10 protein-coding genes are annotated in these 15,981 nt (G+C 35.7%); 5 read left to right on the forward strand and 5 right to left on the reverse strand.

Annotated elements, in window-relative coordinates:
* Positions 1-195 precede the first annotated feature (195 nt).
* Positions 196-1,650 (reverse strand): LptF/LptG family permease, encoded by a 1,455-nt coding sequence (locus ASG21_RS10740; protein WP_056079542.1) that lies wholly within the window; start codon positions 1,648-1,650, stop codon positions 196-198.
* A 124-nt stretch (positions 1,651-1,774) separates the two neighbouring features.
* Here ASG21_RS10740 and ASG21_RS10745 point away from each other — a divergent pair, with 124 nt between their 5' ends.
* On the forward strand, positions 1,775-1,978 hold the full coding sequence (locus tag ASG21_RS10745) for a T9SS type A sorting domain-containing protein (RefSeq protein WP_056079545.1): 204 nt from the start codon (positions 1,775-1,777) through the stop codon (positions 1,976-1,978).
* Positions 1,979-2,029: 51 nt separating this feature from the next.
* On the opposite strand, the gene ASG21_RS10750 is transcribed toward ASG21_RS10745, so the two are convergent.
* The 3 genes from ASG21_RS10750 to ASG21_RS10760 form a co-directional block, all read right to left on the reverse strand.
* The gene (locus tag ASG21_RS10750; protein WP_128414278.1) at positions 2,030-2,458 is read right to left on the reverse strand and encodes a hypothetical protein; all 429 of its coding nucleotides are present in this window, start codon (positions 2,456-2,458) and stop codon (positions 2,030-2,032) included.
* Between the two features lie 97 nt (positions 2,459-2,555).
* Entirely contained in the window at positions 2,556-3,203 is a 648-nt protein-coding gene (locus ASG21_RS10755) for an outer membrane lipoprotein carrier protein LolA (protein WP_056079550.1), read from the reverse strand.
* Between the two features lie 211 nt (positions 3,204-3,414).
* A complete protein-coding gene (locus ASG21_RS10760; RefSeq protein WP_056079552.1) occupies positions 3,415-5,934 on the reverse strand; it encodes a DNA translocase FtsK in 2,520 nt (839 codons plus the stop codon).
* A 249-nt stretch (positions 5,935-6,183) separates the two neighbouring features.
* Between ASG21_RS10760 and ccsA the strand changes: the two genes are divergently transcribed.
* The 4 genes from ccsA (at position 6,184) to ASG21_RS10780 (ending at position 13,072) form a co-directional block, all read left to right on the forward strand.
* Entirely contained in the window at positions 6,184-9,489 is a 3,306-nt protein-coding gene (gene ccsA / locus ASG21_RS10765) for a cytochrome c biogenesis protein CcsA (protein WP_056079554.1), read from the forward strand.
* Between the two features lie 303 nt (positions 9,490-9,792).
* Positions 9,793-10,284, forward strand: a complete 492-nt coding sequence (locus ASG21_RS10770) for a hypothetical protein (RefSeq protein ID WP_056079558.1) — start codon at positions 9,793-9,795, stop codon at positions 10,282-10,284.
* Between the two features lie 402 nt (positions 10,285-10,686).
* On the forward strand, positions 10,687-12,327 hold the full coding sequence (locus ASG21_RS10775; protein WP_056079561.1) for a histidine kinase: 1,641 nt from the start codon (positions 10,687-10,689) through the stop codon (positions 12,325-12,327).
* Entirely contained in the window at positions 12,320-13,072 is a 753-nt protein-coding gene (locus tag ASG21_RS10780) for a LytTR family DNA-binding domain-containing protein (RefSeq protein ID WP_199767878.1), read from the forward strand. The genes ASG21_RS10775 and ASG21_RS10780 overlap by 8 nt, the downstream gene beginning before the upstream one ends.
* A 22-nt stretch (positions 13,073-13,094) precedes the next feature.
* On the opposite strand, the gene uvrA is transcribed toward ASG21_RS10780, so the two are convergent.
* Positions 13,095-15,881 (reverse strand): excinuclease ABC subunit UvrA, encoded by a 2,787-nt coding sequence (uvrA, locus tag ASG21_RS10785; RefSeq protein ID WP_056079564.1) that lies wholly within the window; start codon positions 15,879-15,881, stop codon positions 13,095-13,097.
* Positions 15,882-15,981: the final 100 nt, after the last annotated feature.

The raw sequence follows: 15,981 nt of genomic DNA on the forward strand, positions 1-15,981 counted from the left end.
AGAAGTAGTACTGCAAACTTTCTGCTGTAGCTTCAGGATACCTAAGCTTATAATTCAGAACAATAGCTCGAATGCTGACTTGAAAAAACAAAACATCCTCAGAAATTAAATTCTCTGAGGATGTTTTTTCAAGTTAAATATGATGTGAATGATGAAATTATACTGAAAGAAAAACAAAGTCTGTGCCAGCAGATTTTACTGATATCTTGTATGTTCTTTCTGTTTTACAAATCTTTTGGTGATTGGCTTCAAAAGTGCTTTGTACTTCTCTGCATCAAACAGTTGAGAATCAGTGAGTGCTTTATACGTCATCCAGACGCCAAAAGGAAATAAGATCATATTCGGAAGCCATGCTGCAAGGTAAGGATTGATTTTTCCGCCCCAGGCTGCATTTTCAAAACCAACATTGATTACATAAAAAATAATGAAAATTACAATGGCAATAATTACAGGAAGACCCATACCACCTTTTCTGATAATAGATCCTAAGCTCGCACCAATCATAAAGAAAATGATGCATGTGAAAGAGTAGGTGAGAATCCGCTGCTGATAGATGATCACTTTGTTGAAGTATTTTACACTTGGGTTCAGCTCATTGTTTTTGTTATCGAGACTGCTTTTCAGATTATCTAAACGGTTGTAGCCGTTGAAAATGAGATCGAGTTTTTTATCAGCTTTAATGGTATCCAATTTATACTGTGCTTTTACAGGAGCTTTCACTTTATTTTTATCCATATAACTCACCACCGAATTGGTTTGGGAGATCAGTTCAGAACTCATGTTGTCTGCAAGTCTTTTATTGTCTTTTTTTGCAGTTGCAATCGTTGAATTTACTTCCGTATAACTCTGGAAACGGTAATCGTCTGTTATCTGTTCTTTTTCAATCGCTTTGTTAATAATTTCACTGATGTCAAAATGAGCCGTCAGCGTATCAAATTTGATGGCCTGATCCGGTTGTTTTACCCGTACATTTTCACCTTTCCCGGCATAGCTGTCTTCAAAAACGTATCCGTTAAACAGTAAAAGTTTTAGATAAGCCTGGTTTGCTGCAGGTACAAATTCTCCCCGCTGAGCTACGATAGACTGCTGATTGTCGAATGTATTTGCTTTTTTGTGAATGAATACACCTTCTAACTTTTCGGCATTTACGCCTTCAATCTTATCAAATTTAACCATGTATCCCGGAATCTGATCAATAAATTGTCCCGGAGTAAAATTTAGTGCAGGTTTTGTCTGGGCAATATTAAAAAGCATGTTCTTTGCCTTCCGCTGAAAATCCGGAACCACATTATTGGAAAAGAAAAACAGCATAATTGCGAGGGCAGTTGCAACTCCGAAAAGTGGCATCATCACCCTTGTAAGAGAGATACCGGCTGCTTTCATGGCTGCCAGTTCGTAACGCTCACCGAACTCTCCGAAAGACATAATGCTTGCCAGAAGTATGGTAAGCGGAAGCACCATTGTAATAACGTTCACTCCCAGATAAAAAAGAAGTTTCAGGATTTGAAATGTACTTAATCCTTTACCCATAAACTGCCCCAATTGAATCCAGACAATGTTTACAATAAAAATAAAAAACAGTACACTGAATATGAAAAAGAAAGGCCCAAAGAAGGTCCTTATGATATATCGGTCTAAAATTTTAAACATGAAGCAAATTTATAAAAAAACGGAAGATTACTCCCGATAAATTATTGACTGAAATTTTATTTTCCAGAATTGTACTGTATTATCATAAAGATGCAGTATCATTTAATATAAAAACAGTTTTCATATGTCACGAATTATTACTGGCAGCAAAAATATTGATGTGAAAAATGCTGAACTGTACAACACTGCCGGTCAGCTTTTACACATATATCCACTTGAAAAATCTGCAGAAAACAAATTGGATTTAACAGAGATTACAAAAGGTAATTACATTCTGAAGGTGGTTACCAAAGATAAAACGCAGAGTTTTAAGATTATTAAAAAGTAGTTTTTTTAAAGAGAAAATGCCTGTGAAATACGCAGGCATTTTTTATTTAGATCAGTCAACTGATATCTTGTAATATCCGTTTTCTTTGGTTGAACTGATGTTTTCTACATTGAGATGATCAATTTTAAAACCGTCACAATCTCCTGTCAGTTTAGAAGCGGATACCCTAAAATTAAATGTTCTTACGGGTTCTGTGGTGAGATAAACGTTGTAATTTTTCGTTCCTTCGTATATTCCGACATTTTTCAGCAAAACCCTGTTGTCATCACGAACTTCAACTTCTATCCCTGCAAAATTTCCATTGCCGTTATCCTGTTGTACCACAATTTTGGATCCCGTGAGAGTCCCGCTCTGGATCAAATTTTCGCCGGAAGAATTTACAAATTCAAATACAGTAGGATCGGGAGCTGTGTAGCAGTCGTCTTTGCAGCTTTGCATCAATAGACTGCCCGCAAACATCAGCGTGAGTAATTGTTTCATAAAGTAATTTAGTGTTATTTAAATTTTAAAACTCCAAAAGTATTGAAATATTGTATTTAAACTCAAAAAAAATCCCGCAGTTGCGGGATTTTGTATGTTATAATTCTGTTACCAGATAGGTTTTGTATTTGTTTTTGTCGAAACTGAACATCTGAGAATCGAGTTGCTGATTTTCCTTATATTCCTGAATGGCAATCACCGCGATGTCTTTGTTGTTTCCGTACTGCTCAAGTTTCAGCATCTGTTTTTTTGCAGAATCAATGTAAATGTAAACATGTTTCAGTCCGTTTGACTTTACCGGAGTCAGTTTGATGAAATCTGCACTTACCCCATTGACTGTTTTCTTGCCGTTATAAGTCACATTGTAATCATTTCTGTAGCTCGACAGGTAATTGATCGGAGAAAACATCTGGCTGCCGGCATTCGGTTTTGCCACGGTAACCTCCATATCTTCGGTGTTGATATTGTAAATCTTGTTTCCGTCGAAAATCTGCTCCGTCTCCATGATTTTCAGTTTGTATTTATCTCCGGCCAGATAATAGATTCCAGTTTCAGTTTTGCTTACTTTTCCGTTCATTCCGCTGCCGAAAGAAAATTTAAAATAAGAATTTTTCTTTGAATTGTAATTGGCTGTAACGTCATCCAAGATTTTTTTCGATTTAGCATCGATTTTCTGAGCCTGAACTAATCCTGCATTGATGATAATTAGACCTGCAGCAGTTATTTTTAATAATAGATTTTTCATTTTTTAATTTCTGTTCTGTTCTTTAGACGAAATTTAAAGTCTTATGTTAAATTTTAATATTTATAAAACTCAAATTATTATTCATATTAAATTCAAATTTTCCTTCGAGCTTAATGAATATCTTCAGCTAGTTTCAATAAAAAGCTCAACCATTGAAAAGTCTTTTATGATTTAAAATTTTAAAACAATGTTTAAAGAAATTTTTGATTTTTTAATTCCGCAGGTCTTCCAAAAACTGTTCCAAAGAATGGAGATCACTGATGAGCACTTCTCTTGCCTTAGCTCCGTTGAAACCACCAACCAAACCGCTGGCCTCAAGCTGATCCATAATTCTTCCGGCTCTGTTGTATCCTAATTTCAACTGTCTCTGAAGCATTGAAGTAGAACCCTGCTGCGTTGAAACAATAATTCTGGCAGCCTCTTCAAACAAAACATCTTTTTCGTTCGGATCAAAAGCTCCAACGCTGCTTGCTCCGTCTTCTGAAACAAATTCAGGCAGCATAAATGCGGAAGCGTAACCTTTCTGCTCCCCGATATATTCTGCCAGTCTTTCAACCTCTGGCGTGTCAACAAAAGCACACTGAAGTCTTAAGATTTCGTTTCCGTTAAAATAAAGCATATCTCCTTTTCCAATCAGCTGATCTGCACCGGTAGAATCCAGAATCGTTCTTGAATCCACACTTGAAATCACTCTGAATGCCGCTCTTGCAGGGAAGTTGGCTTTAATCATACCTGTAATTACGTTCACAGATGGTCTCTGCGTCGCAACGATCAGGTGAATTCCCACGGCTCTTGCAAGCTGTGCCAGTCTAGCAATCGGTAGCTCAACTTCTTTCCCTGCAGTCATAATTAAATCTGCAAACTCATCCACCACCAAAACAATGTAAGGCAGATAACGGTGACCGTTTTCAGGATTTAATTTTCTTTCGCTGAATTTTTTGTTGTATTCCTTTAAATTTTTACAGAAAGCATTTTTAAGCAGATCATAACGCTGATCCATTTCAATACAGAGTGAATTTAATGTATTGATTACTTTGTTGGTGTCTGTAATAATCGCATCATCAGAATCCGGAAGTTTGGCTAAATAGTGTCTTTCAATTTTAGAATAAAGAGAAAGTTCAACTTTTTTAGGATCCACCATCACAAATTTCAGTTCGCTCGGATGTTTTTTGTAGAGTAGGGAAGTCAGAATAGCATTGATACCAACAGATTTTCCCTGTCCTGTTGCTCCCGCCATCAAAAGGTGAGGCATTTTAGATAAATCGGCCATAAAGACTTCATTCGAAATCGTTTTACCGAAAACCACAGGCAAATCCATATCTGTATTCTGAAATTTCTGTGAAGCAATTACTGATCTCATTGAAACCATAGTAGGATTTTTCCGTGGAACTTCAATACCAATCGTTCCTTTCCCCGGCATTGGCGCAATAATTCTGATTCCCAAAGCAGAAAGATTCAATGCAATATCATCCTGAAGCTTTTTAATGGAAGCTACTCTGATTCCTGCTTCCGGAACGATTTCGTATAAAGTTACTGTTGGCCCGATGGTCGCCTTAATTTCAGCAATTCCGACATTAAAGTTTTTCAGAAGTCCAACAATTTTGTTTTTATTTTCCTCAAGTTCTTCTTTGTTGATTGAAATTTCTTCGTTTCCATAATCTTTCAGAAGATCTAAAGGTGGCATCTGGAATTTAGCCAGATCTAATCTGTGATCATACAAACCATGCTTGTCAACCAAATCCTGAGACTGCCTGTCTGCATCATCCACAATGTCGATCACCGGAGCAACTTCTACTTTAAATGAAATATCGTCAACAGAATTATTAGAATTTACTTTCACATCAAAAGCATCCTGAGGAGTCGTTTTCGGAAGCGAAACAGGTGCATTCACTGGAAGATTTACAGGAGCTGAAAAGTCTATTTTCACTTCTTTTTCTTCATTGAAAGAAGTTTGATTAGGCGTAACAATTGGATCGAGCTTAGGCTCCTCAATTTTAATTTCAGGAATGATTTCCGTCTTTTTAGGAGTAGAAACAACTTCCTGAACTGTAATTTTTTGTTCTGGCTGAATCTCTTCTTCAACAGCAAGTTGCTGATCTGCTTCAAAATCTTCGTCTGAATTTGGCATCATCGCTTTTACCCGTCCGATTGTATTTTCGTTGAGAGAATCTAATTTATTTTTAATTGAGCTCGGTCTTAAATTAAATTCAAGTATAAAATATAAGGCAATGCTCACAAACAAAACAACCCACAGACCAACGGAACCAATCATTGAAACCATTGTATCCATAATCTGATATCCGTAAACACCACAAAGTACGCTTTGGCCTTTAGTTACCGCTCCAAAAAATATCGGAAGCCAGCAGATGAAAAACAGGGAATGACCGAAAGTCATCCACGGTTTAAAAATCTTCTTTTTCAGGATCATTGTACCGAAAACCACAAAGAGAAACGCCACAATAAATGCTGCAACACCAATGCTTTCATAAATGAAAATTTTACCAAGCCACTGACCCATTTTCCCGAAAATATTCGATGATTTTATGGTTTTATCAAGCAGTGCTCCTGCCTGGCTCTGGTCTGATTTCCAATTGATTAAATAGGAAATAAATGATATTGTAAGAATACCTGCAAATACGATAAACAGCAAACCAAAAAAGATTCTCGGTTTGGATAATATTTTAGATTGCTCCTGCGTAACGGGCTGTGTTTTTTGTGTTTTCTTTTCCATAGCTTCAATGTGGGCAAATTTAATGTTTTTTTAGTTTAAAGTTTTCCTTTTTGGCAAGTCAATTTTGTAGATTTTTATCTAAATTCCTGTCTCTTGTCCTTCTATTTTTACTGATAATGAGGAATTAAAATTAATTATTAAGAATGATTCCAAACAAGCTTCCCATAGGCTTTGACTGACAAAAAACAGTTTTTTTTATCTGCCTTTCGTCTAATCATCCTTATTTTTGCATGTCAAGTAAAAAATAAAATGAAGAAGTTAACAGACATACTGATTTCTACCCGAACGATGGCAGTACTTTTACTCGTATATGCCTTCTCTATGGCCTACGCCACCTTTTTAGAAAATGATTACGGAACACCAACGGCCAAAGCACTCATCTATGAAGCCAAATGGTTTGAGATGGTAATGGTTTTGCTGATCATCAATTTTTGTGGAAATATTGCAAGGTATCGTCTTTGGAAAAGAGAAAAATGGCCTGTTTTGGTTTTTCACCTTTCATTTATTTTAATTTTTATTGGTGGCGCAATTACAAGATACATCAGTTTTGAAGGTCAGATGAGCATCCGTGAAGGAGAAACGACCAATGAAATTGTTACCGACAAGCATTTCTTTAAAATTCAAATCGAAGAAAAAGGCGATATTCTTACCTATCAGGATATTCCTTATCTGATGTCACCACTTCATAAAGATTTTGAAGCCAATTACGAATTTCACAATAAGAAAATCAAGGTTGTAGCAAAAGAATATGTGCAGAGAAAAAAGGACAGTTTAATTCCTAATGCTCAGGGTGCGGAATATCTTCATTTGGTTTCTACAGCCAGTACCGGAAGACAGAATATCTATCTAAAACAGGGAGAAACAAAGTCAGTTAACGGGACTCTGGTTTCTTTTGGAAGAGCAATTGAAGGCGCTGTGGAATTTGCCAATAATGGCGGACAGTTAATGATTAAAACCCCTGTGGATGCGGCTTACATGACGATGGCAACTCAGGCTACAGGAAATACTGTGAAAGATCAGTTTCAGCCATTGGTTTTGAGAAGCTTATATACCATCAACGAATTAAAACTTGTAGTTCCTGAAGGTCTGAAGAAAGGAAACCTTATTTCCGTGGAAGGCGACAGAAAGAAAGACCAGAATGTTCCGGATCAACTGACTGTTGAAATACAGGGGCCTAAAACAAAACAGCTTGTTGATCTTTCGGTTGAAAGAGGAAATCCTGATGCTTACAAGCAGGTAACCATGGACGGTCTGAACATCATGCTTGGTTTCGGACCAAAAAAATATACAACACCATTTAATATTAAACTTGACGATTTCGTAATGGAAACATATCCTGGAAGTTCGTCTCCGAGTGCCTACGAAAGTCATGTGAAAATCATTGATGAAGGCAAAGAAACCCCTTATAAAATCTATATGAACAATGTTTTGAATTATAAAGGTTACCGTTTTTTCCAGGCAAGTTATACGCCGGACAGAATGGGAACTTTACTTTCTGTAAACCATGATTTCTGGGGAACTTTAATTTCTTATATCGGTTATGCATTTTTGTTCGGTGGGATGTTTGTAATGTTTTTCTGGAAAGGAACACATTTCTGGAAGCTTAATAAAATGCTGAAAGACATCAGCAGGAAAAAAGCGACACTGCTTCTTTTGATTCTTTTAAGCTTAGGCTTAAATGCTCAAAAAATTGACATGCACGGAACAGATGGTAGCAAAGAGCATGTACATGTGGAAGGTGATGGTCATACGCATGAAGTTGCTCCGGAACTGGCTCAGCCAAAACAAAATTCTGCAGCAGCACCTTTGACGAGCATGAGAAACATTTCGCCTGACGAAATTATTTCTAAAAATAAAATCAGCAAAGAGCACGCAGATAAATTTGGGTACCTTTTGGTTCAGAATTTTGAGGGAAGAATCGTTCCGATCAATACCGAAGCTTTGGATGTTTTGAGAAAACTTTACCAAAGAGATAAATTCAAGGGAACAGACGGGAAATTTTTAACAGCTGAGCAATGGTTTATCTCCATTAATACAGATACACCAAGCTGGACGATGGTTCCGATGATTAAAGTGGATGCGAAAGGAGGTAAGGAGCTTTTGAAACTGACAAAAGCAAATGAGGAAGGTTACACTTCATTAATGAATCTTTTCCCTACAGACGCCAACGGAAATCTTACTTATATTTTAGATGCAGAATACAATACGGCATTCCGTAAAAAACCTTCGGAGCAATCTGAATACGACAAGCAGATCATTAAAATAAACGAAAGAGTACAGATTTTTAACGGTTTCTTCAGCGGACAGTTTATGAGAATTGTTCCTGTGAAAAATGATCCGAATCATACATGGAATTCATGGTTGAACCAGAAAATGGAACCGGATCCGGAATCTCAGCAGGTGATGGGACCTTACTTTGCAGAAGTGCTTCAGGCACAGAAAACCGCAGACTGGACAAAGGCAGATGCCGAATTGAAAAAGCTTTCAGATTATCAGCAAAGGTGGGGTAAATCAGTAGTTCCTTCTCAAAATAAAGTTGACCTTGAGGTTTTTATGAATAAAACCGATATCAATTTTAAACTTTTAATTTTCTACACTTTAATTGGAGGCATTCTGTTACTTCTTGGTTTTGTTGAATTATTTAAACCTAATAAAATTTTAAACAGAATCATCAGAGGTCTTATTTATATCGGAATTATCGGATATCTGTTTCACTTTTTAGGATTAATAGGAAGATGGTACATCTCAGGTCACGCGCCTTGGAGTAATGGTTATGAAGCAATTATCTTTATCTCGTGGGTAGGTATTTCTGCAGGATTACTCTTCTATTTCGGATTCGGAAACAGTGATCAGACTGATAAAACCGGAATTAAAGTTTCTAAAAATAATTCCAATGCACTGATTCCTGCAGCAGGATATATGGTTGCAGTAATTATGATGGGATTTGCGCACGGTGCATCATCACTTGATCCTCAGATCACGCCATTGGTTCCTGTTTTGAAATCTTACTGGCTGATTGTACACGTTGCGATTATTATTTCAAGTTATGGATTCTTCTCGCTTTCAATGATTATTGCGGTAATATCTTTGGTATTTTATATTATTTCAAACAAAAGAATGTTTAAACTTCACAATGATTCTACATTAAAAGAACTTGCGATTGTAGCAGAAATGTCAACCACAATCGGACTGTTTGCATTAACGGTTGGGATGTTCCTTGGAGGAATATGGGCAAATGAATCGTGGGGAAGATACTGGAGCTGGGATCCAAAAGAAACATGGGCATTCATTTCGGTTATCGTTTACGCATTTGTTTTGCACATGAGACTGGTACCTGGACTAAGAAGCCGTTGGGCGATTCACGTGGCAACAATGTTTGCTTTCTGCTCAATGCTGATGACTTACGTTGGGGTAAATTACTATCTTGCAGGACTTCACTCTTACGCAGCAGGAGATCCTGTTCCAATTCCGGCATGGGTGTACATTGGGTTTTCTACAATGGTTGTGCTTTCAGTAGCATCATACATAAAATTTAAGGCACTGACCAAAAAATAGAAAGTTTGAAAATGTGTTTTTAAGATCCTGAAGTTTTGCTTCAGGATTTTTTTATTGATTAAAATCAGTTATTTAATTTTTATTTAGTCTAAATAGTTATTATATTTGTCATGTCAAACGGGAGCGGGTGATGAGATTAGATTTATTTTGAATTTAATTATTCTGTTTCCGAATTGTTCATATCCATATTAATTTTTCATTTTTCATGAACCGGTAATTTTTTATCGGTTTTTTTGTTGGAAATTATTCTTAAGTGTTTGATATATTCAAGTTAAATTTTATTTTTACAGAAAATAAACACAGATGAAAAAAATAATTACAGCATTTTGCATGTTGCTTTCCGTGACTGCATTTTCGCAGAAATTGTATTCTAAGATTAAAAATTCTAAAATCGACCAGGAAAGATTGAACAGTGCAAAAACCTTTGCCGGTAGCTACCTTTCAAAATGTGAAAATCAGGATTATTCAAAATTTGAGAATTTCATTTTGAGCAAAAATCTGGAAAAGAAACTGTTTGAGGACCGTGGAAAATCGTGCGAAGAACTTTTAGGCCGTAATGGTAAAATCCAGATTAAATCTTTCAATTCGGCATACAATCATGCTTATTTTAAAAACGCAGATCCCGTGGAGATGTTTGTCTTTGATATCAGTACCGAAAAGAAAAGCGAATTAAAATACATAAGTGTGTGGGTTTATCTTGACCAAAATGTAATTGGCGGAATATGGTTTTCAAAAGAAATATCACTTCAACCCAATAAAGAAAAAGATAAGGCAAAGAAAGAATCCGCTCTTTAGAAGCGGATTCAGTAGATAAATACATCTCATTTTTTTAGTTAGACAACAACAAAAAGCACAGCCGACGATGCTGTGCTTAAATTTTTATATCAAATTTAATTGCAATTTCTGAAAATGGAAAAGCAAAAAAAGTTTTCATTTCATTTTTATTACATAGTAAATTTAGGAAATAAAATAATACGCAATGTAAATTAAATGTTAAAATTCACAGGTTATCCACATTTTTTTGTGGATAAAGTTTTAATACTGTTTTTTGTGATACTTAAAAATTAAAACAGATTTCGATATGTAGAACTTTTGCTATTTACTACAGATTACAGAATGAAAGATACCCAATTCAAAAAGTAAAGAATTAGCTTTAAAATGATTGATAAGTTTGCCCATCATTTTAAATTTGCAGTAATGAAAAAACTATTTTTTTTAACCCTTTTGTCCGTGCAAAGTATTTTGGTGTTCTCTCAGGAAAGGCACAATTATCTAATTGCCCTTGGAGACACACAAATTGTTATCTCTAATAATTTTATTTTACCCCAAAAAACACTTTCCGACAAAAATGTACAGTTTATAAAAGCACTATGGAAAGATCAGGTATTTAATGTTTATGGCAAGCAACTTTCCATTACAGTTTCTGATTCATGGATACGGAATATGGCTTTTAATGAAATAGTAGCAGATTCTACAAAACTCAGACAGTATAATTTTGAAAATCTGGAGTTTCAAATTCTTAAGAATGACAGGATTTTATATTCGTGGAGAAATATAGAATCCGGTTTTAGTATTGAGGATAAAACTAATCATTTAAAGAAGAGTGAAAATTTAAAGGCTTATAAAATTTTAGATCAAATTCTGAATGAAAATGATGTGGTGAAAATCTCATTCAGAACAAATGGTGAAAACCCATTTTTGACTTGTATCTTAAATAAAGTTAAAGATAATAAGGTACCACTTGTCTGCTCCAGTATTTATAATGCCAACGGAGTTTCTTTAGAAACTTTTGTCGAAGAAGCACTTTCTCACAAGAAGCAAATCGATTATAGTTTTTACGAAGACTGGCCAAGTTTGCATTCCGCAAAATATCAGGAGCCGATTGTGAAAGTAGATGAGAAAACCAAGATTGCGATTTTCTACCGTCCAAAAAATTTTGCCAACATCAAAGACATGCTTGAGTACAGGCTTTTAGAAAATGATGAGCCCACTTCTGAGACATGGAAAAAAGCAAACGACTTTATTATTCTTCATGATTTTAAACCCGGAAAAAAATATATTCTTCAGGTAAAATATCGAGGTGAAAAAAAATATATTACAAAAGAGTTTTTCTCTGAGCCCAAATGGTTTCAAAATATTTGGTTAAAAATTTCATTTGTCATTTTTGTAATAGCTTTATCTGGTTTTATATTTTTATTTCTTAAAAACAAAAGAATGAAGAGATTACAAAGAGAGCAGAAAGCAAAACTTCAGTTTATGTCTGCTCAGCTTAATCCTCATTTTTTATTTAATGCCTTAAATTCAATACAGGGTTTGATAAACTCAGGAAATGTAGAAAAATCTAATGTCTATCTAACTGATTTTTCAAAGCTGATGCGGTCTATTCTGGATTTTAGTGATAAAGATTCAATCCCTCTTTCATTAGAAATTAAAGCATTAAAGCATTATATTTCTTTAGAACAGCTTCGTTTTTCTTTTAATTTTGACTATCATATTGACGATGGAATTTCTGAATCTTCAACTGAAGTTTTACCCTTGCTTGTGCAACCTGTTTTAGAAAATTCAATACGACATGGTATTTCTATTTTAAACGAAAACGGAAAACTTTCGTTTAAAGTTCTTAAAAATGACGGCAATTTAATTTTTGAGATAACAGACAATGGAAAAGGTTTTGAGGCTGACCAAAAATTTACAGGAAAAGGGATCAGTCTTACCAAAAACAGGATTGCACTATTTAATTCATCCTCAGATAAGGTGAAAATTGATTATCTTGTAGAATGTAATAATGGTACAACAAAGACAGTAATAATTTATAAAAATTTATTAAGTAATGATTAAAGCAATCATTGTAGATGACGAGAAAAATGCAGTAGAAAACTTAAAACTTATTCTGGAAAAAAAATTCCCAAACGAAGTTGCCATTTTTGCCACAGCAAACAGTGCAGATCAGGCTTATGATGTATTTCTACGATATTCTCCTGACCTGATTTTTCTTGATATTGAAATGCCCGTAAAAAATGGTTTTGAACTTTTAAAAACGTTGGGTCATTATGATTTCGAAGTTATTTTCGTAACTGCTTTTTCTCAATATGGTATAAATGCTGTGAAATTTTCTGCTTTAGATTATGTACTAAAACCTATTGATTTCAATGAACTGGAGATAGCTGTTCAAAAAGCAAAAAAAAGAATTGCAGAGAAAAAGGTTAATAGTTCTTTAGAAAATCTTGTGGAATATTTAAAACATGAAAATGATAAATCAAATCATAAAATAGCAATATCTTCTCTGAAAGAAATACATTTTGTTGCAGTAAATGAAATTATTCGCTGTGAAAGTTCTAATAGTTACACCACGATTGTTATTGAAAATCAGGAACAGATTGTCTCTTCCACTTCTTTGTTTGAGTATCAGAGCCTTTTAGAAAAATATGGATTTATCCGCTGTCATCAATCCCATTTGGTGAATAAAAACTTTATTAAAAGCATCAAAAAATCTGAAGGAAATATACTTTTGCTGACAAATAAAGATGAGATTCCAATGTCGAGAGACAAAAGAAAACTGGTAAAAGACCAATTTAATATATAGCAGGAATTTTAGAAAATTCCTGCTATAACTTCTCCGCCACATACTTTGCCGTATGCGACTTTTCATTTTTTGCCAGTTCTTCCGGAGTTCCCGTAAATACGACTTCACCACCGTGTTTTCCTGCATCAGGGCCGATGTCTACGATGAAATCGGCACATTTGATAATGTCAGGCTGATGCTCAATGACAATCACAGAATGTCCTAAATCAATCAAGGCCTGCAATGACTTCAGTAATTTTTGAATATCGTGAAAATGCAGTCCGGTAGACGGTTCGTCAAAAATAAACAGGGTTTTGTCATTGGTGACACCTTTCACAAGGAAAGAAGCGAGTTTTACTCTCTGAGCCTCACCACCGGAAAGGGTAGAAGAGCTCTGCCCAAGCTGAAGATACCCCAAACCAACTTCCTGAAGCGGCGTGAGTTTCGTAACGATTTTGTCTTCTTTATTTTCTTTAAAAAATTCCAGCGATTCATCAACGGTCATGTGAAGGATGTCTGAAATGTTTTTTTCATCAAACTTCACTTCAAGAATTTCGTTTTTAAAACGGGTTCCTTTGCAGGTTTCACATTCCAGTTCAATGTCAGCCATAAACTGCATTGAAACGTTGATTACGCCTTCTCCTTTACACTCGTCACATCTTCCGCCATCAACGTTGAAAGAGAAATGTTTGGGCTTGTAACCCATCATTTTAGACATTTTCTGCTTGGCAAAAAGATCTCTAATGTCGTCGTAAGCTTTCAGATAGGTTACAGGATTGGATCTTGAAGATTTCCCGATAGGATTTTGGTCAATCAGTTCAATATTTTTGATCATTTTTAAAGGAAATTCCACGGAATCGTAGTCTCCCTTTTTTCCGCCCATTCCCAGCTGGATCTGAACTTCTGTGGTCAGAATTTCTTTCATTAAAGTAGATTTTCCGCTTCCCGAAACACCTGTGATCACCACAAGATTTTCCAGAGGAATATCTACATCAATATTTTTAAGATTATTCTGTCTGGCACCTTTAATATGAATATATTCTTTCGCTTTTCTTCGCTTCTTCGGAACTTCAATTTCAAGTCTTCCGGTAAGATATTTTGAAGTTAAAGTGTCGGCATCTTTCAGTTCTTTATAATCGCCTGCAAAAACCAGTTCACCACCTAAATATCCAGCTTCAGGACCGATGTCTATGATGTAATCTGCTGCTTTCATCACGTCTTCATCATGTTCTACAACGATTACAGTGTTTCCGAGGTCACGCAGATTTTTCAGAACGCCAATTAAATTTTCTGTATCTCTGGAGTGAAGTCCGATAGAGGGTTCATCCAAAATATAAATCGATCCAACCAAAGAACTTCCTAAGCTTGTAGCCAAATTAATTCTCTGGCTTTCACCTCCGGAAAGGGTGTTGGATGTTCTGTTTAAAGTTAAATATCCTAAACCGACCTTCAGCAAAAATGCAATTCTGGTCGTGATTTCATACAAAAGTCTTTTAGCAACTTCTTTGTCGTGATCAGATAATTTTAAGTCTTCAATTAGTGGGAAAAGTTCATCCAGAGGAAGCTCAATCATCGACTGAATGTTGTGGCCGTCGATTTTCACCCAGGTTGTTTCTTCTCTCAGACGCAATCCTTCACAGGTCGGACAAAGCGTTTTGCCACGGTAACGGGAAAGCATCACTCTGTACTGGATTTTATACAGATTTTCCTCCAGCATTTTAAAGAAATTATTCAAGGAAGGGAAAGTACTTTTTCCGTCGCCTTTCCAGAGGAAGTTTTTCTGTTCCTTCGTTAACTGATGGTAAGGCTTATGAATAGGGAAGTCGCCGGCTTTTTTAATGAAATCTTTTTTCCATTCGCTCATTGTTTCTCCTTTCCAAGACGCTACTGCATCTTCGAAAAGCGATAAAGCTTTGTTGGGAATCACCAGATCTTCATCTATACCAATCACTTTTCCATAACCTTCACAAGTTGGGCAGGCTCCGAAAGGATTATTGAAACTGAAGAAATGAACGTTGGGTTCAACAAATTCAATCCCGTCGAGCTCAAATTTATTTGAAAATTCTTTTACTTTTCCGGACTCCGTATTTTTCAGGGCACAATATCCCCGACCTTCATAAAATGCCATCTGAATGGAATCTGCCAATCGCTGAAGAAAACTTTCATCCTCCTCATACGAGAAACGGTCGATCACAAGATTGATGACCATTCCTTTTTCAGGAGTGAATCCGAAACTTTCCAAATCCTCAATTCCGGCAACATTTCCGTTGATCTCGAGTCTTGTGAATCCTGCTAATTTTAAAACATTTAAAGTTTCTTTAAAATTTTCAGCGTCAAAATCCAAAGGAGCCGTCAGTAAAAATGCAGTATCTTTTTTAGCCGATTTTATATAATCGATTACGTCGGAAACCGAATCTTTTTTCACCTCTTCCCCTGAAACCGGAGAAAAAGTTCTTCCGATTCTGGCAAAAAGAAGCTTCATATAATCGTAAATTTCAGTAGAAGTTCCCACCGTAGACCTCGGATTAGACGAAATTACTTTCTGCTGAATAGCGATGGAAGGTGCAAGCCCTTTTATATCATCGATTTTTGGTTTTTCAAGTTTACCCAAAAACTGTCTTGCGTAAGAACTGAGACTTTCCACATACCTGCGCTGTCCTTCGGCATAGATAGTGTCGAAAGCCAGTGAAGATTTTCCGCTTCCCGAAACCCCTGTAATCACGATGAGCTTATTTTTAGGAATAAGAACGTCAATGTGCTTCAGATTGTTAAGGTGTGCATTTTTTACGAAAAGTTGTTTTTTTATATCGATATCCGGAGTTGTAGCCATAGTAAAATTGTGACCGACAAAAATACGAAATTCTGAGTAGTAAATTTAAAAGATTTTGTAATAAAACCTTTGGTTCCCCAAAATACTGTTCGCAAAAATT

This window comes from Chryseobacterium sp. Leaf394, assembly GCF_001424105.1.
Taxonomy (GTDB): domain Bacteria; phylum Bacteroidota; class Bacteroidia; order Flavobacteriales; family Weeksellaceae; genus Chryseobacterium.

Coding starts and splice junctions, on each gene's coding strand:
- ASG21_RS10740 (WP_056079542.1), bottom strand. CDS start 1,650: ATGTTTAAAATTTTAGACCGATATATCATAAGGACCTTCTTTGGGCCT.
- ASG21_RS10745 (WP_056079545.1), top strand. CDS start 1,775: ATGTCACGAATTATTACTGGCAGCAAAAATATTGATGTGAAAAATGCT.
- ASG21_RS10750 (WP_128414278.1), bottom strand. CDS start 2,458: ATGAAACAATTACTCACGCTGATGTTTGCGGGCAGTCTATTGATGCAA.
- ASG21_RS10755 (WP_056079550.1), bottom strand. CDS start 3,203: ATGAAAAATCTATTATTAAAAATAACTGCTGCAGGTCTAATTATCATC.
- ASG21_RS10760 (WP_056079552.1), bottom strand. CDS start 5,934: ATGGAAAAGAAAACACAAAAAACACAGCCCGTTACGCAGGAGCAATCT.
- ccsA (WP_056079554.1), top strand. CDS start 6,184: ATGAAGAAGTTAACAGACATACTGATTTCTACCCGAACGATGGCAGTA.
- ASG21_RS10770 (WP_056079558.1), top strand. CDS start 9,793: ATGAAAAAAATAATTACAGCATTTTGCATGTTGCTTTCCGTGACTGCA.
- ASG21_RS10775 (WP_056079561.1), top strand. CDS start 10,687: ATGAAAAAACTATTTTTTTTAACCCTTTTGTCCGTGCAAAGTATTTTG.
- ASG21_RS10780 (WP_199767878.1), top strand. CDS start 12,320: ATGATTAAAGCAATCATTGTAGATGACGAGAAAAATGCAGTAGAAAAC.
- uvrA (WP_056079564.1), bottom strand. CDS start 15,881: ATGGCTACAACTCCGGATATCGATATAAAAAAACAACTTTTCGTAAAA.